The organism is Sporosarcina trichiuri, from assembly GCF_030406775.1.
GTDB lineage: Bacteria > Bacillota > Bacilli > Bacillales_A > Planococcaceae > Sporosarcina > Sporosarcina trichiuri.
This window is the reverse complement of the sequence record NZ_CP129119.1, coordinates 1,486,923-1,507,795: the sequence shown is the minus strand read 5'-3', so window position 1 is coordinate 1,507,795 and position 20,873 is coordinate 1,486,923. Positions and strand designations below refer to the sequence as shown.

Genomic DNA, 20,873 nt, shown 5'->3' with positions numbered 1-20,873 from the left:
TATATGGATATATGTACTGTCAGTGTATGCTCCGGTCTGCCTGGAGGAGCGGAAAAACGACCGACGGAAAATTATTTTGCAAAAAGGCATTGCGTCATTCGAAATCTCGTGGTATTATCATAAATGTGCTTAGCGACAGGCAGTTTACCTCAAACACCTGCCGGTTGAGCCAACTGCATAATCCCGATTCCGTAGCTCAGCTGGGAGAGCGCTACCTTGACAGGGTAGAGGTCGCTGGTTCGAGCCCAGTCGGAATCATTGGGTGCCAAACCCTCGGAAGTATTGTCGGAACAACGATACTTCTCCAAAACAGACCTATTAGGCCGGATGCCTAGGGTCTGTTTTTTTGTGTTCGTAAACGTATTGCTGACCGGAGCCTGCAATCTGTAAATTTCTTTCGGCATAGCTGACCTTCCTCTCTTTACATACGAACGTACATTCGGTATACTCGTAAGAAAGAGGAGGCGAACGAATGTGCGGGTTCAACTTGAGAAAGCGATGCTGAACGGGGAGCGCATGGTGATGATCTACCGGGCGAAAGACGGGCAGTGCACGAAACGGACAGTCACGGTGCTGCAGACAGGGGAGGTCTCTTTCCGTGCATATTGTCATATGCGCCAGGCGAAGCGCACCTTCCTGATGGACCGGGTGCTCGCATTGTTCCCTGTTATCGAAGGGGAAAGAGTGGTATTGTAGCGTCATAGAAGCTTTTTGGGAGTGAGTGGCGATGGCAGTGGAAATCGATTTGAAGTTCCCCTACGACTTCGACAGTGCGCTGGCAAGGCTCGCAGGCAACCCGGTGCATGCTGTCGATTTGGAGGGGCGTCTTGTCAGGGTTCCGATGGAAGAGGGGAATCTCGTCACTGTACAGGGGACGGGTACTGTCCGGGAGCCTTCTTTCCGGATCAGCGGTCTGCTGAATGGAGAACAGCTGGCACATATCCGATGGGTTTTTCATTTTGATGAACCGCTCGACGGCATCGCAGCCCATTTCGCAAATACCGACTTGGTTCCGGTATTTGCGGTACATGCAGGAACGCCGCTCATCCGGAGTTTTTCGCTGTACGGGGAACTTGTGAAAAGTATCATCCACCAGCAGCTCAATCTTTCGTTCGCCAATGTGCTGCTGATGCGATTCATGGAAACATACGGGTTGCAGCAGGACGGCGTCTGGCGTTTTCCGCCGCCGGAGCAGACCGCGTTGCTGACAGTCGCAGATCTCCGGGAGCTGCAGTTCAGCACACGGAAGGCTGAGTATGTCATCGGCCTATCGCAAGCGATTGCCGACGGAACGATCGATCTGGAATCGATGCGGCACAAGACGGATGCTGAGGTGACCTCTGCGCTGACCGCTCTCAGGGGGATCGGTCCCTGGACGGCCCAGGGGTTCCTCATGTTCGGTCTCGGACGCCCGAATCTCTTCCCGGCGGCGGATGTCGGATTGCAGAATGCGCTGAAAACCCTTTGGGCCCTGGATCGAAAACCGACCCAGCAGGAAATCCTCGCCCGGTTTCCGGATTGGTCGCCTTATCTCAGTTATGCGGCATTGTACTTATGGAGGAGCATCGAGGCGCCTGCCGGCTGACCGGTACACCATGCCATCCAAATTAAAAACAGCTTTTCTTTTTCCGTGATGCGAAAAGAAAAGCTGTTTTATGTACCTGGATCTTTTACATAGGTCCCCTGCATGAAGGTCGCTGTCAAAATCAGTTCATTGCCTCGTGGTCGATTTCTTCGTCTCTGAAATAGAGGAAATGCTCTTCTTCCAATTCGTCCATCCGTGCTTTATCCAGTCCGATTTCCAAGTTTCCTGCGAAGATCGTTTCCCACCAAGTGTCTGTAGCTGTCATGTGTAGTTCCTCCTTTTAGTTGTGGCTGCTTGTATGCTGTCTTTACCCCAACGGCGGAATGCTTAAAACGTGTTCGCTAAAATCATGTCATTAGTCCCGCTGCCGTCTGTCCGGCTGCCGGCCTGCTGATATTGTCAGTATATGATTCGGCACCGCCTGATAACCTGCGTATTTTGTCGGAACTTATGCGGACCGAAAGGGTACCTTTCGAGTCATTGACAGCTGAATCGATTTTTGATATTAGTGTCGGGACAGTACGGAATTTTTGCGCAGGCGCTCCGTTCCCGGTAAGATGGAGGAAACATTCTGGAAAAGGGGTGGCAGTCATGAATTTCACAGACGCGGATGTCAGCCGGATGATCGAGCGGCAGCACGAGTTCTATTTTACAGGGGCAACCCGTCCTGCCGGATTCCGGAAAGCGATGCTGAACCGGCTGAAAGAAGCCATTGAAGCGCGGGAGAAGGCTATCGAGGAGGCGCTTTACCAGGACCTGCGGAAGAGTCCGTTCGAAGCGTACGTCACGGAAATCGGATTCGTCCTGTCGAGCATCAAACACGTCCTGAAGAACTTGGATGAGTGGATGGAACCGGAGGCCGCCAAGACCCCGATCCATCTGCAGCCGGGCAAAAGCTGGGTCGAGCGGGAGCCGTATGGTTCTGTCCTGATCATCGGACCGTTCAATTACCCGTTCCAGCTCATCATGGAACCGATCGTCGGGGCGATCGCAGGCGGCAACTGCATTGTCGCGAAACCTTCCGAGTCATCCCCCCGAACGGCAGCGGTCGTCCGCGAAATCCTGGAGTCCTCCTTCCCGCCTGACTATATCCGGGTCGCAGAAGGAGCGAAAGAGGAGACATCCGCACTGATTCACGCGCCGTTCGATTCCATCTTCTTCACGGGAAGTGTCGCAGTCGGAAAAGTCGTCATGAAAGCGGCAGCGGAACGCCTGACGCCGGTTACGCTGGAGCTTGGCGGCAAGAGCCCGGCAGTCGTGGACCAGACCGCCGACCTGAAAACCGCGGCTGAGCGGATCGCCTGGGGGAAGTTCTCCAATGCCGGCCAGACGTGCGTCGCCCCTGATTATGTCGCTGTCCATCAGTCCGTCCGGGAACCGTTTTTGCGTGAGTTGGAGAAAGCGATCGTCCGGTTTTACGGAAAAGACGCGTCGGCGAGCGATGATTATGGCCGGATTGTCAATGAAAAGCAGTTCGACCGGCTGCACGGCATCCTGGGGAAGGAACGGCAGTCCGTCAGCTATGGCGGCCGCACGGACCGGTCCGATCTGTATATCGAGCCGACCGTTCTGGCCGATACGGATTTCGACAGCCCTTCCATGGAAGATGAGCTGTTCGGTCCCATCCTTCCTGTGCTGATGTATGACAATCTGGGTGACCTGATCCGCCGTATGCGGAAACTCCCCAAACCGCTCGCGGGCTATATCTTCACGGAGAACGAACAGGCTGCCCGCTACTTCACGGAACAGCTGCCATTCGGAGGCGGGTGCATCAACGATACGATTTCGCACGTCGGTAATATCCATCTCCCGTTCGGCGGCATCGGTTCGTCAGGGATGGGAAATTATCACGGAAAAGCGAGCTTCGACGTGTTCACCCATGAAAAGGCGATGCTGGATCGCAGTACAGCCATCCCGATGCGCGCTGCGTTTCCGCCGTACGGCAGCAAATTGAAATACATCAAACCGCTGATCAAGTGATCTCAGCGGTTTTTTCTTTCGGTTTCTGTCATTCATCCATGACGCCGTGCCTAAAAAAACGTATAATGGGTGTATTGCCTGCAGTGGCAGCAGAGATACCGTCCGATTGGATACTCGCTGCCGGGTATGACGGAACGGAGGAGTCTTATGAATACGAACGAGTTACTGGCCGTGCTGCCGGTGAAACAGATCATCGGGGAACTGCCCGAAGACGTCAGCGATCTCACGACGGATTCAAGGGGCGTCCAAGCAGGCGGGGTATTCGTCTGCATCGAAGGCTATACAGTGGATGGACACAAGTATGCCAAGCAGGCTGCGGACGCCGGTGCACGTGTCATCATCGCCTCGAAACCCATCGAGGCGGATACCGGGAAAACGGCTGTCGTCTGCGTGGACAATACATCAAGGGCGATCGGTCTCCTGGCTGCACGCTGGTGCGGCTACCCCTCGAAACGGATGACGATGATCGGTGTGACCGGCACGAACGGGAAGACCAGCGTCAGCAACATCATCCACGGCATCCTCATGGGTGCTGGCGAACGGTCTGCTGTTTCGGGAACCATCGGCTTTAACCTGGACGGTGTCCTCTATGAAACGGAGAATACGACTGCGGACGTCCTGACGACGCAGCGGATGATCGCACAGGCGGCAGAAGAGGACTGCGACACGATGACGATGGAAGTCTCCAGCCATGGTCTCATCGAAGGCAGGCTGGCCGGAACTGAATTCGATATTGCCGTCTTCATGAACCTCACACACGACCATCTCGATTTCCACGGCACGATGGAGAACTACGGCAATGCAAAAGGTCTGCTGTTCGCGCAGCTCGGACAAGACCTCACGCAGCGGAAATTCGCAGTCGTCAATGCGGACGATCCGTGGCATTTGAAGATGCAGGAGATGACCGCATTCCCGGTATTGACATTCGGGATCCATGCGGATGCCATGTTCAAGGCGAAAGATATCGATCTGCGGACGGACGGCACATCCTTCACTCTCCAATGTCCGGAAGGGGAGTTCCCTGTCAATATGCGGATGATCGGTGAGTTCAGTGTTTCCAACGCATTGGCTGCCATCACGGCATTGTACGCGAAAGGGCTCGCCATCCCGGATATCCTCGGGCCGCTCGAATTCCTGTCGCCTGTCAAAGGGCGGATGGAACGTGTCGAGACGAAATTGCCGCTCACAATCTACGTAGACTATGCCCATTCGGCGGATGCGATCGAAAAGGCGATCGATGCCGTGCTGCCGTACAAAACCGCGGAGCAGAAACTGATCTTCATCATCGGCACAGGAGGGAACCGTGACCGGAAGAAACGACCGATCATGGCCGAGAAAGCATCCAGGGCGGACTATGTCATCCTGACGACGGACGATCCGCGCGATGAAGCCTATGACTCGATCACAGGCGAACTTGCCGCAGGAATGACCCACGACCGATATGCCTGTATCGGTGACCGTGAACAGGCTGTGCGCCATGCGATCGAAGTTGCCGACGAAGGGGATATCATCATTTTCGCAGGGAAAGGCCATGAGGACTTCCAGATCATCGGATCGACAAAATATCCGCACTCGGATGCGGAGATTGCACTGGACGAAGCAGAAAAAAAGTTTGGCAGAGGATTGATCGGCAATTGACCCCTCTGCCCGTAAATGAGGAGCACATCTAATGAAGAATGCACTGCAAGAAGAGATCGCATCCCGCAGAACGTTTGCGATCATCTCCCACCCGGATGCCGGGAAGACGACGATGACCGAGAAGCTGCTGTACTTCGGCGGCGCCATCCGTGATGCCGGAACCGTCAAAGGGAAGAAGACAGGCAAGTATGCCACGTCGGACTGGATGGAAATCGAGAAGCAGCGCGGCATCTCCGTGACCTCTTCCGTCCTGCAGTTCGATTATGACGGCAAGCGCGTCAATATCCTGGACACACCGGGGCACGAAGATTTCAGTGAAGATACGTACCGGACGCTGATGGCGGTCGATGCGGCCGTCATGATGGTCGATTCGGCAAAAGGAATCGAGCCGCAGACAATCAAACTGTTCAAAGTCTGCCGGATGCGCGGCATTCCGATCTTCACGTTCATGAACAAAATGGACAGGCAGGGGAAAGAACCGCTCGAACTGATGGAAGAGCTCGAGGAAGTGCTCGGCATCGAATCGTATGCGATGAATTGGCCGATCGGTATGGGCAAAGAATTTGCAGGCATCTACGACCGATACAACCGGCGGATCGAATTGGCCAGACCGGAAGGCGGTGACAGATTTCTCGAACTGGACGAAGAAGGAGAACTCGCAGCCCCGAATGCCATGACGGAAACGTCTTATTACCGGCAAGCTGTCGACGATGTGCTCCTGCTCGACGAAGCGGGGAACGATTTCGATAAAGCGCGGATTGCCAAAGGCGAACTGACACCGGTCTTCTTCGGAAGCGCTCTGACCAACTTCGGAGTCCAGACGTTCCTGGAGACATTCCTGCAATTCGCGCCGCAGCCGCAGCCGCGTCTGACGGAAAACGAAGACTATGTGGACCCGATGAATGAGGAATTCTCAGGCTTCATCTTCAAAATCCAGGCGAACATGAACCCGGCGCACCGCGACCGGATTGCATTTGTCCGGATTGTCTCCGGCGCATTCGACCGGGGGATGTCCGTCACCATTCCGCGGATCAGCAAGACGGTGAAACTGACCCAGACGACCCAGTTCCTCGCGGATGACCGTGAGACGGTCAATGAGGCGGTGGCCGGAGATATCATCGGACTATATGATACCGGGAATTACCAGATCGGCGACACGGTCGTCGGCGGAAAGTCGATGTACCAGTTCGAGGCCCTGCCGCAGTTCAATCCGGAGCTCTTCGTCCGGGTGACCGCGAAAAACGTCATGAAATCGAAGCATTTCCATAAGGGGATCCTGCAGCTCGTGCAGGAAGGCGCCATCCAATATTACAAAACACTCCACACGGAGGAAGTCATCTTAGGTGCGGTCGGACAGCTTCAGTTCGAAGTGTTCGAGCACCGGATGAAGAACGAATATAACGTCGAAGTGCATATGGAGCATATCGGTTCCAAAGTGGCGCGCTGGATCGAAAACGAATCGGACGTCAAGGAATCGATGACCGGTCCCCGTTCCATGCTCGTCAAGGATCGCTACGAGAATCTTGTGTTCCTCTTCGAAAATGACTTTGCCATGCGCTGGTTCAATGACAAATATCCGGATATCCGTCTGTACAGCCTCCTTTGACAGGTTCCGAGGAAAACCCGTTACATTTCTGTGTACGGGTTTTTCTGTTATCCGGCGGTTTCCGACCGTTCTGATTGAACTCGTCCGCCGCTTTGCATATGATGAAAGTACTGTATTTTGAAAAAAGGGGACCCGCACATGAAAATAAGCGATTTTTCGATCAAACGACCGGTATTTACGATCGTCACGATGTTTCTCATCATCATTCTCGGAGCTGTTTCGTTCTTCAAGATCCCTGTCACCCTGATCCCGGACCTGAATCCGCCCGTTGCGGTGGTGGTTGCGAATTACAGCGGTGCGTCACCGACCGAAGTCAGCGAAAAACTGACGAAACCGCTCGAAGAGAGCCTGTCCACCTCACCCGGACTGAAGACGCTGCAGTCGACTTCCCAGGAAGGCGCGACATTGGTCTTCATGATGTTCGACTGGTCGGCGGATATCGATGATGTCCAGCTCGATATCCTCCAGCGCATCGACCAGGTGCCTGTTCCGGAGGGAGCGGACAAGCCGAGGTTCATGAAATTCGACCCATCCCAATTCCCGGTGATCCAGCTCTCGCTGAAAACGGCGAAAGATGATGTCGACATCCGGAAGATCGCCGACGAGCTCGAGACGGAACTCCGTCAGACCGAAGGGGTCGCAAGTGTCAGCGTCTCCGGTAAATTGGTGGAAGAGATCCAGATCAAGCTCGATGAAAACAAACTGGAGAAAAATGGCCTTACCCAGGCGGATATCGTCCAGGCGGTCCAGGCATCGAATGTCACGATGCCGGGTGAGCCGGTGAGTGCGTCCGGCGGCAAACAGCTGACGACACGGATTGTCAGCACGCTGTCGACAGCGGAAGATATCGGCAATGTCATTATCGGGCCGAACCCTGTCACCGGCAAGCGCATGTACGTCAAGGATGTTGCTGCCGTCAACAGGACGGAAGCGGCCAATGACACGATCACGCGGGCGAATGATGAACAGGCGGTCCTGCTGTCCGTCCTGCAGGAATCGGGGGCGAACACTGCGGAGGTTTCGAGTTCGTTCAAGGAATCCCTCGACCGGCTGCTCGATGAAAAGCAGTTCAAGGACGTTGAAGCGGACATCCTCTTCGACCAGGGGGACTATGTCCAGCTGGCCATCAACAATATCGGACAGTCGCTGATCCTCGGCGGTCTGTTTGCGATGGTTGTCCTGTTCTTCTTCCTGAAAGGCATCCGCAGTCCGATCATCATCGGTGTGGCGATCCCGTATTCCGTCATCGTCACATTCGTGCTCATGTTCTTCGCGGATTTCTCCCTGAACATCATGACACTCGGCGCCCTGGCGCTCGGCATCGGGATGCTCGTCGATAACGCGATTGTCGTCATCGAGAATATCGAGCGGCATCTGGCCATGGGGAAAGACCGGAAAACTGCCGCAAGTGAAGGGGCGAAGGAGATCGGCGGTGCAATCATCGCATCCACGCTGACGACACTTGCCGTCTTCGTACCGGTGATCTTCATCAGCGGGCTCATCGGCCAGATCTTCACACAGTTCGCATTGACGATCTCGTTCAGCCTGTTTGCATCGCTCGTCGTGGCATTGACGGTTGTGCCGATGATGGCGAGCCGCATGCTGCGCAAACCGCGCCGCAATGTGGAAGCGCGCAGGCGCCGGTCACGCACGCTGCGGACGTTCGAGAACTCCGTCAAGTGGTCGCTCCGGAACAGGGCGCTCATCCTTGTGTGTACAATCGTCCTGCTCGCAGCAAGTGCATTCGGGCTGTTCAAAGTGGGCACCGAATTCCTGCCGTCGACCGACGAAGGATTCTTCAGCATCAATGTCGACCTGCCGAATGGCTCGTCGCTTGCCTCGACAGATGACGCAGTGAAGAAAGTGGAAGATATACTCAAGGAACAGAAGGACGTCGACGTATATGTCAGCCTTGTCGGCGGTACCCAGCAGTCGATGGCACAAGGCGGCTCACAGGCGGATACCGCAGAGATGTACGTCAAGCTGAAACCGCTCGATAAGCGCGACCGTTCCGTTTTCGACTTCATGGATGATGTGAAACCGAAAGTGGAGGAGGCGGTCGGTGACAGTGCGGACGTCAGTTTCAATGTACAGGCTGCGGCCGGCTCGAGTCCGAATACACTGTCCTTCTCACTGGAGGATACGAACGAAGCACGTCTGACGAAAGCGATCGGACAAGTGGATGAAAAGCTCCGCAGTCTGGATGGTGTCACAGATGTCTCCAACAACTTGATGGATACGGTCGAAGAAGTAAAAGTGACCGTCGACCGGGAGCTGGCTGCGAACTTCGGTCTGGCACCGTACCAGGTCGCACAGATCATTACAGATGCGACGCGCGGAACGTTCGCAACACAAGTTGTGGATAAGGATGACAATGTACTGACTGTCAATGTGCAATATGATAAGAAATTCTATGAAGATACCGGCGCTTTGCGCAAAATCAAGCTGCGTACACCTTCCGGCCAGTACATCAAACTCGGCCAGGTCGCGAAAATTGACATTGCGGAAGGACCGGTCGCCATCCAGCGTGTCGACCAGGCACACTCTGTTTCGTACGACATCAAGTATGAAAACAGCCGATCCCTCGGTGAAATGACGAAAGCCGTCAATGAGGCGATCGATGGACTCGACCTGCCGGATGACGTGAAGATGTCATACAGCGGCGACCGTGAGCTGTTCGAAAATGCGGCGAACGACATGCTGCTGGCGATCATCCTGGCAGTCGTCCTCGTTTACATCGTCATGGCAGCCCAGTTTGAATCGTTCAAATATCCGTTCGTCATCATGTTCTCGGTTCCACTCATGATCATCGGGGTGGCGATCGGGCTGTTCGCAACACAGACACCGATCAGTGTGACGGCCGTCATCGGCATACTGGTCCTTGTCGGGATCGTCGTCAACAACGGGATTGTCCTTGTTGACTACATCAATCAGCAGAAAGAAAAGGGGATGCCGTCCTATGAGGCGATCGTCATCTCGGTCAAGAACCGGGTGCGCCCGATCCTCATGACAGCTCTCACGACGATCCTCGGTCTGCTGCCGCTTGCGTTAGGCATCGGTGAAGGTACGGAAATCAATCAGCCGATGGGGATCGCCGTCATCGGCGGTCTGATCAGTTCCACGTTCCTGACGCTGTTCATCGTTCCGGTCATCTACAGTCTGTTCGACAGGGAAACGAGACGGCGCGCACGTCCGAAGAGCGGCTATACAGCAGCGGACAGCGAAGAAGACGTATGATGAGTATTACAGCCGGCAGTACGGAATTCCGTGCCTGCCGGCTGTTTTCCTGTCTGCGGACAACCTCGAATATCATGCAGGCGGCCGGCATACAGTAGGACGGACTGCAAAGGTTTGTGAAGCTCAGGGTTCGGCTGCTGCCGTTGCGGGGCTCTCTCTTCGGACATACGCCTGTGCTCCCTGCCGGATTGCCCGGCCGGGGGACAAATGGACAGTTTACAGATGCGTGCGTCCCCGGTATAATGAAGAGAGAAATTACCCAACAACTGAATGTCTTTGACGTTTGTCAAAGGGGAGTAGCTATAGGGAAACCTATTTCATAGTCGTCAATACATGGTGAATTTGCGCCATCGGTTATGATAGCTGGATTTTTCACAAATTCCGACTTAGCGAGACCTTTGCCTTTTATTAGGTGAGGGTTTTTTTGATTGAAAAAAAGGAGGAATTGGTTGTGGAAACGATATTTTTAGAATATGCTTGGGTGCTTCTGGTGCTGATCGTACTGGAAGGCCTGCTGGCAGCGGACAACGCGGTCGTCATGGCCGTCATGGTGAAACACCTGCCGAAACTGCAGCAGAAGAAGGCGCTGTTCTACGGACTGCTTGGGGCGTTCGTCTTCCGCTTCACCGCGCTGTTCTTCATCACCTTCCTGGTCAACTATTGGGAGATCCAGGCGCTCGGTGCCGTGTACCTGCTGTATATCTCCATCAAGAACATATGGGACCAGAAACACCATAAAGAAGGCGGCCCCTCGAAGAAGAAACGCAGACAATCCGGTTTCTGGATGACCGTGCTGAAAGTGGAGCTCGCGGACATCGCGTTCGCACTCGATTCCATGCTTGCAGCCGTTGCGCTGGCGGTGACACTGCCTGAACTCGGCAACTTCCATATCGGCGGCATCAACGGCGGCCAGTTCACCGTCATGCTGCTCGGCGGCATCGTCGGCCTGGTGCTGATCCGTTTTGCAGCCCGTCAGTTCGTCACGCTGCTGGAGAAATACCCGGCGCTTGAAACAGCCGCATTCCTCATCGTCGGCTGGGTCGGCGTCAAGCTTGCGGTCATGACGCTTGCGCATCCGAAAGTCGGCATCCTTGCAGAGTCCTTCCCGCATTCGGCCGCCTGGAAGCTGACGTTCTGGATCGTGCTGGCCGGTATCGCAATCGGCGGCTATCTCACGGCAGTCGCACGTAAACATAAATGAAGTCTGTATATCGTTCTGAATGTCCGCTCCGGCAGCCGCCGGGGCGTCTTTTTTATGGTCAGTCCTGCACCCGGAGCTGCACGGCACCCTTCGGAACGACTGCGATTTCACTGACAGGGCATTTTTAAATGTGGTATGATAATGTCTCCTATCAGGAAAGGAACGGATCCATTATGAAATTTAACCGGGACAGTCTGCGCAGGTTCACGCCTGCCCAGATCATTGTTTTCTATTATTTCCTAGCGATTGCATTTTCATTCTTATTATTGAATTTACCGGGCGTCTACAAGCCGGGTGTCGAGATTTCATTCATCGACAGCCTGTTCACATCGGTGAGTGCTGTCAGTGTGACGGGCCTGACACCGATCAGTATCGGCGGCACGTATACTGTATTCGGCCTCTGTATGCTGATGCTGGTCCTCCAGCTCGGCGGTATCGGCATCATGTCGATCGGCACCTTCTTCTGGCTGCTTGTCAGGAAGAGGATCGGCCTGAGGGAACGCCAGCTCATCATGGTCGACCATAACCAGTATTCACTGGCCGGTGTCGTCCAGCTGATCAAACAGATTGTCTGGATCATCTTCCTGATCGAACTTATCGGCGGGCTTGTGCTGACTCTCTATATCATGCCGCTCTATGAATCATTTTCGGAAGCGCTTCTGAACGGGATGTTTCTGGCAGTGTCGGCCACGACGAATGCCGGCTTCGATATAACGAATGCCTCGCTCCTGCCGTATTTCAATGACTACTTTGTCCAGACCGTCATCATGATCCTGATTGTCCTTGGTGCGATCGGCTTCCCGGTTCTTGTCGAAGTGAAAAGTTTCTTTTCGAAAAAAGTCCCGCATTTCCGTTTTTCGCTGTTCACGAAGATCACGACAGCAACATTCGGCGTACTTCTTATCGGAGGAGCTGTCCTCATCTTCATCCTGGAATCGTTCCACTCATTCCGGGGGATGGCGTGGCACGAAAAGGTCTTTTCTTCATTGTTCCACTCGGTCTCCGCGCGTTCAGCAGGACTGACAACGTACGATATTACGAATTTCGGGGATGCGACGGACATTCTGATCAGTATCCTCATGTTCATCGGGGCTTCGCCAAGTTCGGTCGGCGGAGGCATCCGGACGACAACGTTCGCGATCGCCATCCTGTTCCTCATCAATTTTGCGAAAGGGAAAGACGTCATCCATATCTTCCAGAGACGCATTACACTGGTCGACATTTTCCGCTCGTATGCGGTCATACTGCTTGCCGGCTTCATGGTGATTGCGGCCATGCTCATCCTGCTCATCACGGAGCCCGGTGTCCCGGTTGTGTCCCTGCTGTTCGAAATCACTTCCGCGTTCGGTACATGCGGCATGTCACTCGGCATCACTGCGGACTTATCGGTGCCAGGCAAGATCATCATCATGGCACTCATGTTCATCGGCCGTGTCGGACTGATCTCGTTCCTGTTCACATTGGGGGGGAAAGTGTATAAGACCTCATTCCGTTATCCGAAAGAACGTGTCATCATTGGCTGATCCTGTGCTATATCTGCAGACATTAGTCATACACCTGTCGAAATTATTTTAGAATTGTTTAACAATTTATGTCTTAAGACCTATAGTTGAGCCATGTAAAATGTGGAATAATCAAACGTATAAACGAATCGGGATACAAAAAACAATTCTACAACGTAATCTGATTGCATACCTTGTCTGTAGTCTCAGGTAGAAAGGGTGTTGGACCAATTGGATGCTGCTTATGAAAACATGTCACTGTTCGTAAAAGATAACCGCCATCCGTGCATCTTGATCGACATGGATGGGACCATCAAAGAAACGAATGCAATGTTCCGGAACAGATTCTCTATGGAGCCGGATGATAATTTCCTATCTCTTTTCAAATCGAAAACAGCTCTCGGTGAATGGTACAGCCTTAAGGGAACCTCTGATGGAACGAAAGTGAGTGTGCTTGAAAACCTGGCGCTGTCTGTCGGGGAAAACGTTGAGTGCCTGTGCACAGCACATGTTTTCTATAGCCAAGATAATGGACAGGCTGTTGTAACACTCGTTCTTCCGGCAGCTTTCCAGGCTTTGCCGGAATCGGCCTATGCGACAAGTTTCAGCTATATTTCGAAAATCATCCTGCTGATCGATACGGACGGGCGGATTCTCGATGTGAACAGCCGGGTTGCCGGGATTTTCGATATGAAAAGAGGTACCCTGATTGGAAAAAGCATCCATTCCGTGTACAGAAAGTTCAATACGAATAAAGGTGAAGGAGAGAAACAGTACGAAGAGTATCTCCGCCACTTGAAATTGTACGGTGAAGTCCAATTCACGGAACGGTTCGAAAATGACCCGAATGATATCAAGTTCTTCGAAATCCGGGTTTCCTACAACCGGGAAGACGACCTGTACGTGATGGAAGTGAAGGACTGTACGGAAACCGAAATGCTCCGCCAGCAGCTTGAGCATTCGGGATCCCTTTCCACTGTCGGCCAGATGGCTGCCAGTATCGCCCATGAAATCCGCAATCCGATGACCACATTGAAAGGGTTCGTGCAGCTCATGGAAACAACGGCAGACGGGGATACGGCAAAATATCTGGCTGTGGTCGACAGCGAACTGCAGCGGATGGAATCGATACTGAACGAGATGCTCATGCTGTCGAAACCTTGCGAAGGCATCCACTCGGAGTTCTCGCTTGGTGTGCTGATCACCAAAGTTCTGGAGATCATGAAACCGAAGGCGATGTTCGAGTCGATTCAGATCGACTGGCACGATGCCTCATTCTGCAACTCGATGATCTACTCGAATGCGGACAAGCTGAAGCAGGTGCTGCTCAATTTGTTCAAAAATGCATTTGAAGCGATGGAACCCGGCGGGATATTGACGCTGAAACTCGAGAAAGAGGAGAATGGCTCGTCGTTCATCCTAACTGTCAAGGATACCGGCAAAGGGATGTCCGATTTACAGCTGAAGAACATCTTCCTTCCCTTCTTTACATCCAAGCCGGAAGGAACCGGTCTCGGTCTGCCGTTCGTGCTGAAAACGATGGAAGACTTAGGAGGGGCTGTCGGCGTCAGCAGCCAGCTTGGTGCCGGGACGACCTTCGTGCTGACATTCCCGGTCCATTGCAGGAAAGGGTTTCAGGAATTCAGACAACTCACCGTGAATTGACTGTGCATCCGTCCGCTCTTTGACAACGTCCCCAGTTTGACCCTATACTAGATACATTGATAATTTGGGAAATAGAACGGGTGTTGAATATGGATACTGCTAATGAACGGGCACTGAAGCTGTTTGTCGTGCTCTCCAGGGCCAATAAGGTGCTGCACGAAGAAACGAATCGGCTGATCATCGCGAAGGGCTTGAATCCGACTGAATTTGCGGTGCTCGAGCTGCTGTTCCATAAAGGGAAGCAGCCGATCCAGAAAATCGGGGAAAAGATTCTGATGCGCAGCGGTTCGATGACATATGTCATTAACAAACTTGAAGCAAACGGGTATCTGCAGCGGGAGACCAACGTCAATGATAAACGGGTGACATATGTTTCGATTTCAGAGAAAGGCAAAAGACTCATGGAGACGATATTTCCGGAACATGCGGATAATATCACCAGCTTGCTGTCTGCACTGACACCTGTTGAACAGGAAGAAGCTGTGCGGCTGTTGCAGAAGCTCGGTGTCTCCATACGGGATCTTTCATAAAAAAACTGACCTGCTTACTTGGAAGCGGTCAGTTTTTTTTATGCTTATTCAGCTGATTCAATTGTTTCGGCCATCTTCAGGAAGTCGCTGTAATAGTCCTCGTCTGCGTTGTCATACATCATGACAGTCACGAGCATCTGATCTTTCTCGAAAATCATAGCGGTGATCGGCCCTTCAGGTGCGTTGACACGGTACGCTTTCACTTTTTCGAGGCTTGTGTCCGTTGGCAGCTGATTGTCCTCCGTCAGTTCCACAGGATCGGAATCGGAACTGGATGCTGCCAGCTTTTCATTCATCATTTCAAGCCCTTTGTCGTAATCAGCGTCTGCTGCATCCGTCGTTTCAATGCTCATGAACCATTCCTCATTGTCTTTTGCGTAGAGGACGTCACGTCCCGGTTCTTCACTTGTCAGTGTGTAATCAGGAAGCACCTGCATCTTGAAGTTCTGTTCGTCACTCTTCGTTTCGCTGGCATCCGGAAGAGCAGCTGAATCGTCATCTGTATCTGCGCTGTCGGAATCGGTTTCCGAGTCGGTATCTGCGTCAGTGTCGGTTTCAGAGTCCGCTGCACCTGATTCGTCCACATCATCTTCTGTGATGCCTTCACTGTTCGTATTTTCGCCTTCGGCAGGCTTGTTCTCACTATCTGCATTTGTATCTGCGCCAGTGCCTTCAGTGTCCGTGTTGACTGTTTCTGCAGGGTCTGCAGTTTCATCGCTCGTTCCGCAAGCTGCAAGCAAGAGGGATGCGGATAACGCTGTGTACATAAGTTTACGGTTCATCATCTGTATATCTCCTCCTTCGTCATTTTAACGCTGCCGGCCGGTGAAAGGTTTCAATCCTCTTTCCTGTGAAGGATCTTGTAGCGCTTATGGTTGACAACGGTTTTCTCTTCAAGACCGAGATCCTCGAAGTTTTCCATGTACGTCAAGTTGACAATAACTGAGTTATCATTCACTTTTTCCACAATGCCTTGCAATCCGTCACCGAATTCGATGATGGAGCCAACTGGGGCGACATTCGGATTTTCCAACTCTTCCATATTCTCCAGCTCCTTCGTTTGCAGATTTGTAGTCTTGCAGTCCGTTTCGGACGTTTCGGATATAGGTAAAGTATCATGAAATGCTGATTTGTACAAATGTTACAAGCTATCGGAGAAGATGTCGAAATTTGACTAAAAGTTTAGATATCTTAACTTTAGCGGATATGCTACGATAATTAGAGGTGTGTTAAAAACTGAAGGAGGTGTTCCTGTTGAATAGAATGGAAATCGAAATCGAACAGACACGCAAGAGACTGTTGACAGCCGCACGGGAACAAGGGCTTTCCTCCAGCGAAACGATCCGGCTCAGTGTTGAATTGGATCATCTTCTCAACTCCTACGACAAAGAACGGCATCATTTTGGACGATGTGCACGTTTTGATGCCGATTTCGTTTGAACTTTAAAAAAACATTCCTAATTAGGTTTAAAGTTCTGTAAGACGGGCATATTATAATCGAACACAGCAACATTCTCATTTCCCCCTTTTGAGGACGGCTCTTTCCCAGGAGCCGTCTTTTTTTGTTTGCTGCAGAAAAATCGCACAGCGTGCTGTATGATTAGGAAGAGATATGCAAAGGGGGAGCAATGAAGATGGAAAAGATTTCATTTATCGGGACAGGTGTTATGGGGGCCAGTATCGTCCGCCATTTGATGGACGGCGGATACCCGGTCAAGATTTATACGAGGACCAAACGGAAAGCGGAGCCGCTGATCGAGGCGGGTGCGGAATGGGCGCCGACTGTCCGGGAGGCGGCGGTCGGGGCAGACTGCATTTTCACCATGGTCGGCTATCCGGCTGACGTGGAGGACGTGTACTTCGGGGAAGGCGGGATTCTCGAGACTGCTTCAGAAGGCAGCCTGCTGATCGATCTGACGACTTCAAGTCCTGCGCTTGCGATCCGGATCGCTGGGACTGCAAAAGAAAAAGGCATGATGTCACTGGATGCTCCGGTTTCCGGCGGCGATGTCGGTGCAAGGAACGGCACATTGTCCGTCATGTGCGGCGGTGATGCGGCTGCGTTCCGGAAAGCCGGTCCGCTGTTCGATCTGTTCGGCAGCCAAGTGAAACTGCAGGGCGGTGCAGGTGCCGGGCAGCATACGAAAATGTGCAACCAGCTTGCGATCGCGACGAATATGATCGGTGTGTGCGAAGCGCTCGTTTATGCGGAAAAGGCAGGCCTTGATCCTGAAAACGTACTGGAATCCATTTCCACCGGCGCAGCGGGTTCCTGGTCGTTGTCGAATCTCGGGCCGCGTATGCTGGCAGGCAATTTTGAACCCGGGTTTTACACGAAGCACTTCCTGAAAGATCTCCGGATCGCTCTCGAGGAAGCAAAGGCGATGGAGCTGCCTCTTCCCGGCCTCGAGCTGGCAATCAGATTGTATGAAAGGCTGAGTGACGAAGGATATGCGGATAAAGGGACACAAGTGCTGTACAAGTATTATAAATGAAAAAACGAAAGGACATGCCGTGCGCGGCATGTCCTTTCATCGTTTTCCGTCCAAATAGGAGGAGCGGAATCCCGCTGTGTTCGAAACCCGCTTCTTCTTTTTCGGCGGTTCGGCTAACGGAGCTTTCTGTTCGGTTTCAACCGTCCCGCCGGTGAACACTGTCAGCAGGTCGCGTGCTGTCTTCAGGCTCATCCGCTCCTGCGGATTGCGGAACTGCATATCCTGCTCACCTAAATGGGGGAGTTTCGCAAAGTCTTCTTTTTCCGGAAGGGTATGGAAGAGGAAATCACCGCAGCGGACAAGGACGGTGGAGTGCTGTTTGCTGAACTTCGGATTCTCGACAAAATGCAGTCCGATCTTTTCAGCTTCCCCGGCTTCCAGCAGTTTGGCGATGGACTGCTTCTTCAGCTGATACAGCGGCCGGTTATCGGGAGCGGTCTTTGCGTGACGGTTGACCGTGTAGATCGCTACAGCGATTTCATGGAGAGAGGCTGTTCCTGACAAGGGACGCCCTCCTTTCGTGGACTTTGAAACTTCAATTTGACAGTATTGTACTAGGAAATCGGGAAGAAGTATAGACAAAGAGCGTTTCAAGTTTAATTGGCCGAAATTTCTTTATAAGCGACTAGAAAGCTGATAAGTAATCAGAATCATGATACAATTTGAATGAGCATTCATTCATTGAAGGGGGAATTCAAATGGCAGAGCAGAAAGTGATCATCGTAACAGGCGGATCCAGCGGGATGGGGAAGTACATGGCGAAGAAATTTGCATCAGATGGAGCAGCTGTCATCATCACCGGCAGGGATGAGGAAAAGCTTACGGCAGCCCAAAACGAGATCGGTGATGGAGTGTACACATTCCGGATGGATGTCCGTGAGCTCGATACGATTGAGGCACTGATCCGTTACGCCGATGAAACGTTTGGCAGGATCGACGGACTCGTCAACAATGCGGCCGGAAACTTCCTCGTCCAGGCGGAAGATCTGTCGCCGAACGGCTGGAAATCGGTCATCGACATTGTGCTGAACGGCACTTTCTATTGTTCGCAAGCAGTCATGAACTACTGGAAAGAGAAGGGGCAGAAAGGTGCCATCCTCAATATGCTTGCGACATACGCATGGGATGCCGGCCCGGGTGTTGTCCACTCGGCAGCCGCAAAAGCCGGCGTCATGTCCCTGACAAGGACACTTGCTGTGGAATGGGGACGGAAGTACGGCGTCCGGGTGAACGGCATTGCACCGGGACCGATTGAACGCACAGGCGGTGCTGAAAAACTGTTCCAGTCCGAAAAGGCCGCGGCGAGGACGATCCAGTCGGTTCCGCTCGGACGTGTCGGCAAGCCGGAGGAAATCGCGGAACTCGCCGCTTTCATCATGTCCGACAAAGCCGCGTATATGAATGGGGAGATTGTCACGCTGGATGGCGGCCAGTGGCTGAACCAATTTCCGTTTTGACGGATAGACCGGTTGCAGACTGCGCATGCTGAGACTGCCTGATACCACAAAAGGAATCCGGCAGAGGAGGATGGAAGATGTTCGATATTTGGGTCGTCCCGATCATGGTTGTCATTGCTGTCATACTTTTGATCGGGCTTCTGTCGGTGCTGAAGAAGCCGGCATACAATCCTGAAGGAGCGCTGAATAGACAGGATCGGAGTGTCGCCGAACCGATTGAAGATCATCCGGTCGGGCTGAACCCTATTTTTTGGGTGATACTGGTCGCCGCGCTTTTTATGGCTGTCATCATTATGTACTACTGGGCCTCCTATTAACCGGAGGCTTTTTTCATGGAGGAAAAACTTCCGCCCTCTCTCCATGGCGTCCTTCATTTTTCATCGGGCTCTATGATATAGTAGAGTAGCAGCATTGAGTCGTAACAAGTTGCTGCTGGAGGAGCGGTTTACATTGGTTGCTTTGAACAACAACGAATTTCTGGTGATGCCGATTTCTGATTATCTGATCTCTGCAGAGAAAGTGGCGCATGTGCAAGTCGGCAATAATGCCGAACACGCCCTGCTTGTCCTGACCAAGACAGGATACTCGGCCATTCCTGTGCTCGATGCAAAATACAAACTGCGCGGTCTGCTGGGGATCGGTATGATCACCGATGCCATCCTCGGACTCGAACGGATCGAATATGAGAAACTGTCGGATTTGAAAGTCGATGAAATCATGCAGACGGAACTGCCGGTCATCCGGACTGCGGACAGATTCCAAAAAGGTCTGGATCTGCTCATCAACCATACTTTCCTCTGTGTGACGGAAGAAGACGGGACATTTGCCGGAATCCTGACACGGCGGGTTATGCTGAAACAATTCAAGAAGTATGTATATAGCGCAAAATAATGCAGCAACAGCAGCATTCGACCGGATAAGCAGAGGCTCTTTCTCCCGAAAAGAGCCTCTTTTTTAATAGCTTTGGCAACAAGAACAATTTGAAAAGACGGACAGGGGAGTCAGAGGAGGAACAGCATGAATACGACTGAGATTATTAAAGTGCTGGCGGAAGAAGGGAACATGCGGAAAGCGGCAGACCGGCTGTTCATCTCCCAGCCGGCGCTGTCACAGCGGCTGCAGTCAATTGAAAAGGAATGGGGAGCGAAACTTTTTGTGCGTTCCCAGAAAGGGCTTGTCCCGACAGCAGCGGGAGAGCTGGTTATCGAGTACGCTAAAGAGACGGTGCACCGGAAGGAGGAGACGATCGAGCGGATCGCCTCCCTTGCGGATCGGGTGCACGGTACACTCAATATCGCCTGTGCATCGATTGTCGGTCAGACATGGCTGCCTGAAGTGCTGAAGGACTTCGTCAAAAGGTATCCGGACGCTAAAATCTCCCTGATGACGGGCTGGACGTCGGAAATCCTTCGGGCGCTCTACGAAGGGGAAGCGCATATCGGCATCGTCCGGGGAGAAGTCGACTGGAACAGCCGGAGGACATATCTCTTCCGTGACCAGCTGTATCTGGTCGATCAGGAGCTGACATCGATCGAGCAGCTGAAAGATACGAAGCGGCCATACATCCAATTCAAAAGCGACTCGAACTACTACATGGAGATCCAGCAATGGTGGCAGCGGCATTTTTCGAAGAATCCAGGCAGGCAGCTGACCGTGGATCAGATGGAGACATGCCGGCAGCTGGCGCTTAACGGAATCGGCTATGCCATTTTGCCCTCCATCACGTTGCGGGGGGACGAACCGGTCAATAAGATTCCGCTGCTGAACAGCGAAGCGGAGTTCGAACTGACGAGGGATACGTATCTGATCGGCTATGAATCGATTTTTGATCTGAAACAGGTAGCAGCATTTGCGGAAGTCATCGAAGAACATGCAAAACTGCTGAGAGAGAGTTCTGGATTGTTGGAATAATGCAACCTCATTAGGGTTTGTACGTACTACTTAGTTAGACAGAAACCAAATAGAAAGTGAGGCGGA

At 52.6% G+C, this 20,873-nt stretch carries 20 protein-coding genes and 1 tRNA gene; 17 read left to right on the top strand and 4 right to left on the bottom strand.

Annotated elements, in window-relative coordinates; translation table 11 throughout:
* Nucleotides 1–185 precede the first annotated feature (185 nt).
* The 3 genes from QWT68_RS07955 to QWT68_RS07945 all read left to right on the top strand — a co-directional run bounded on the left by QWT68_RS07955 (nt 186) and on the right by QWT68_RS07945 (nt 1,585).
* Nucleotides 186–258: transfer RNA gene (locus QWT68_RS07955), tRNA-Val, on the top strand.
* A 216-nt stretch (nt 259–474) separates the two neighbouring features.
* The gene (locus QWT68_RS07950; protein WP_040287019.1) at nt 475–696 is read left to right on the top strand and encodes a WYL domain-containing protein; all 222 of its coding nucleotides are present in this window, start codon (nt 475–477) and stop codon (nt 694–696) included.
* Between the two features lie 31 nt (nt 697–727).
* Nucleotides 728–1,585, top strand: a complete 858-nt coding sequence (locus tag QWT68_RS07945; RefSeq protein WP_290150425.1) for a DNA-3-methyladenine glycosylase family protein — start codon at nt 728–730, stop codon at nt 1,583–1,585.
* Between the two features lie 121 nt (nt 1,586–1,706).
* Here QWT68_RS07945 and QWT68_RS07940 read toward each other — a convergent pair whose 3' ends face one another.
* Nucleotides 1,707–1,850: a hypothetical protein gene (locus QWT68_RS07940; protein ID WP_179860780.1), complete on the bottom strand. Its 144-nt coding sequence runs from the start codon at nt 1,848–1,850 to the stop codon at nt 1,707–1,709.
* A 326-nt stretch (nt 1,851–2,176) separates the two neighbouring features.
* Between QWT68_RS07940 and QWT68_RS07935 the strand changes: the two genes are divergently transcribed.
* The 8 genes from QWT68_RS07935 (at nt 2,177) to QWT68_RS07900 (ending at nt 14,944) form a co-directional block, all read left to right on the top strand.
* The gene (locus tag QWT68_RS07935) at nt 2,177–3,565 is read left to right on the top strand and encodes an aldehyde dehydrogenase (protein WP_040287017.1); all 1,389 of its coding nucleotides are present in this window, start codon (nt 2,177–2,179) and stop codon (nt 3,563–3,565) included.
* Between the two features lie 147 nt (nt 3,566–3,712).
* Nucleotides 3,713–5,203, top strand: coding sequence for a UDP-N-acetylmuramoyl-L-alanyl-D-glutamate--2,6-diaminopimelate ligase (locus QWT68_RS07930; RefSeq protein WP_290150424.1), 1,491 nt, complete (start codon nt 3,713–3,715; stop codon nt 5,201–5,203).
* A gap of 31 nt (nt 5,204–5,234) precedes the next feature.
* Complete coding sequence (locus QWT68_RS07925) at nt 5,235–6,809, top strand: peptide chain release factor 3 (protein ID WP_290150423.1); 1,575 nt, start codon at nt 5,235–5,237, stop codon at nt 6,807–6,809.
* 138 nt (nt 6,810–6,947) lie between these two features.
* On the top strand, nt 6,948–10,046 hold the full coding sequence (locus tag QWT68_RS07920; RefSeq protein WP_290150422.1) for an efflux RND transporter permease subunit: 3,099 nt from the start codon (nt 6,948–6,950) through the stop codon (nt 10,044–10,046).
* A 451-nt stretch (nt 10,047–10,497) separates the two neighbouring features.
* Nucleotides 10,498–11,247 (top strand): TerC family protein, encoded by a 750-nt coding sequence (locus tag QWT68_RS07915; protein ID WP_040287014.1) that lies wholly within the window; start codon nt 10,498–10,500, stop codon nt 11,245–11,247.
* Between the two features lie 173 nt (nt 11,248–11,420).
* Nucleotides 11,421–12,770 carry a TrkH family potassium uptake protein gene (locus QWT68_RS07910; RefSeq protein ID WP_290150421.1) on the top strand — a complete coding sequence of 450 codons (1,350 nt, stop codon included), beginning with the start codon at nt 11,421–11,423 and terminating at the stop codon, nt 12,768–12,770.
* A 201-nt stretch (nt 12,771–12,971) separates the two neighbouring features.
* Nucleotides 12,972–14,414 carry an ATP-binding protein gene (locus tag QWT68_RS07905; RefSeq protein ID WP_290150418.1) on the top strand — a complete coding sequence of 481 codons (1,443 nt, stop codon included), beginning with the start codon at nt 12,972–12,974 and terminating at the stop codon, nt 14,412–14,414.
* 89 nt (nt 14,415–14,503) lie between these two features.
* The gene (locus QWT68_RS07900) at nt 14,504–14,944 is read left to right on the top strand and encodes a MarR family winged helix-turn-helix transcriptional regulator (RefSeq protein ID WP_290150416.1); all 441 of its coding nucleotides are present in this window, start codon (nt 14,504–14,506) and stop codon (nt 14,942–14,944) included.
* A gap of 44 nt (nt 14,945–14,988) precedes the next feature.
* Here QWT68_RS07900 and QWT68_RS07895 read toward each other — a convergent pair whose 3' ends face one another.
* Both QWT68_RS07895 and QWT68_RS07890 read right to left on the bottom strand, forming a co-directional pair.
* A complete protein-coding gene (locus QWT68_RS07895; protein WP_290150414.1) occupies nt 14,989–15,729 on the bottom strand; it encodes a hypothetical protein in 741 nt (246 codons plus the stop codon).
* A 50-nt stretch (nt 15,730–15,779) separates the two neighbouring features.
* Nucleotides 15,780–15,986, bottom strand: coding sequence for a YkvS family protein (locus QWT68_RS07890; protein ID WP_040287011.1), 207 nt, complete (start codon nt 15,984–15,986; stop codon nt 15,780–15,782).
* Nucleotides 15,987–16,207: 221 nt separating this feature from the next.
* On the opposite strand from QWT68_RS07890, the gene QWT68_RS07885 reads away from it, so the two are divergent.
* Nucleotides 16,208–16,384, top strand: coding sequence for an aspartyl-phosphate phosphatase Spo0E family protein (locus QWT68_RS07885; protein ID WP_290150465.1), 177 nt, complete (start codon nt 16,208–16,210; stop codon nt 16,382–16,384).
* Between the two features lie 194 nt (nt 16,385–16,578).
* On the top strand, nt 16,579–17,439 hold the full coding sequence (locus QWT68_RS07880; protein WP_290150413.1) for an NAD(P)-dependent oxidoreductase: 861 nt from the start codon (nt 16,579–16,581) through the stop codon (nt 17,437–17,439).
* Between the two features lie 36 nt (nt 17,440–17,475).
* On the opposite strand, the gene QWT68_RS07875 is transcribed toward QWT68_RS07880, so the two are convergent.
* A complete protein-coding gene (locus QWT68_RS07875) occupies nt 17,476–17,943 on the bottom strand; it encodes a YkyB family protein (RefSeq protein ID WP_040287009.1) in 468 nt (155 codons plus the stop codon).
* Nucleotides 17,944–18,137: 194 nt separating this feature from the next.
* Here QWT68_RS07875 and fadH point away from each other — a divergent pair, with 194 nt between their 5' ends.
* From fadH to ccpC, 4 genes are all read left to right on the top strand, one after another.
* Nucleotides 18,138–18,896, top strand: a complete 759-nt coding sequence (gene fadH, locus QWT68_RS07870; RefSeq protein WP_040287008.1) for a 2,4-dienoyl-CoA reductase — start codon at nt 18,138–18,140, stop codon at nt 18,894–18,896.
* A gap of 77 nt (nt 18,897–18,973) precedes the next feature.
* A complete protein-coding gene (locus tag QWT68_RS07865) occupies nt 18,974–19,213 on the top strand; it encodes a hypothetical protein (RefSeq protein ID WP_040287007.1) in 240 nt (79 codons plus the stop codon).
* 133 nt (nt 19,214–19,346) lie between these two features.
* Nucleotides 19,347–19,787, top strand: a complete 441-nt coding sequence (gene cbpB / locus QWT68_RS07860) for a cyclic-di-AMP-binding protein CbpB (protein ID WP_040287006.1) — start codon at nt 19,347–19,349, stop codon at nt 19,785–19,787.
* Between the two features lie 126 nt (nt 19,788–19,913).
* Nucleotides 19,914–20,807: a transcriptional regulator CcpC gene (gene ccpC, locus QWT68_RS07855; protein WP_040287005.1), complete on the top strand. Its 894-nt coding sequence runs from the start codon at nt 19,914–19,916 to the stop codon at nt 20,805–20,807.
* Nucleotides 20,808–20,873: the final 66 nt, after the last annotated feature.

Bases quoted from the DNA above. Each gene is read 5' to 3' on its own strand.
- QWT68_RS07925 (WP_290150423.1), top strand. From the start codon at position 5,235: ATGAAGAATGCACTGCAAGAAGAGATCGCATCCCGCAGAACGTTTGCG.
- QWT68_RS07930 (WP_290150424.1), top strand. From the start codon at position 3,713: ATGAATACGAACGAGTTACTGGCCGTGCTGCCGGTGAAACAGATCATC.
- QWT68_RS07940 (WP_179860780.1), bottom strand. From the start codon at position 1,850: ATGACAGCTACAGACACTTGGTGGGAAACGATCTTCGCAGGAAACTTG.
- QWT68_RS07885 (WP_290150465.1), top strand. From the start codon at position 16,208: ATGGAAATCGAAATCGAACAGACACGCAAGAGACTGTTGACAGCCGCA.
- QWT68_RS07890 (WP_040287011.1), bottom strand. From the start codon at position 15,986: ATGGAAGAGTTGGAAAATCCGAATGTCGCCCCAGTTGGCTCCATCATC.
- fadH (WP_040287008.1), top strand. From the start codon at position 18,138: ATGGCAGAGCAGAAAGTGATCATCGTAACAGGCGGATCCAGCGGGATG.
- QWT68_RS07945 (WP_290150425.1), top strand. From the start codon at position 728: ATGGCAGTGGAAATCGATTTGAAGTTCCCCTACGACTTCGACAGTGCG.
- QWT68_RS07900 (WP_290150416.1), top strand. From the start codon at position 14,504: ATGGATACTGCTAATGAACGGGCACTGAAGCTGTTTGTCGTGCTCTCC.
- QWT68_RS07910 (WP_290150421.1), top strand. From the start codon at position 11,421: ATGAAATTTAACCGGGACAGTCTGCGCAGGTTCACGCCTGCCCAGATC.
- QWT68_RS07895 (WP_290150414.1), bottom strand. From the start codon at position 15,729: ATGATGAACCGTAAACTTATGTACACAGCGTTATCCGCATCCCTCTTG.
- QWT68_RS07920 (WP_290150422.1), top strand. From the start codon at position 6,948: ATGAAAATAAGCGATTTTTCGATCAAACGACCGGTATTTACGATCGTC.
- ccpC (WP_040287005.1), top strand. From the start codon at position 19,914: ATGAATACGACTGAGATTATTAAAGTGCTGGCGGAAGAAGGGAACATG.
- QWT68_RS07865 (WP_040287007.1), top strand. From the start codon at position 18,974: ATGTTCGATATTTGGGTCGTCCCGATCATGGTTGTCATTGCTGTCATA.
- QWT68_RS07935 (WP_040287017.1), top strand. From the start codon at position 2,177: ATGAATTTCACAGACGCGGATGTCAGCCGGATGATCGAGCGGCAGCAC.
- QWT68_RS07880 (WP_290150413.1), top strand. From the start codon at position 16,579: ATGGAAAAGATTTCATTTATCGGGACAGGTGTTATGGGGGCCAGTATC.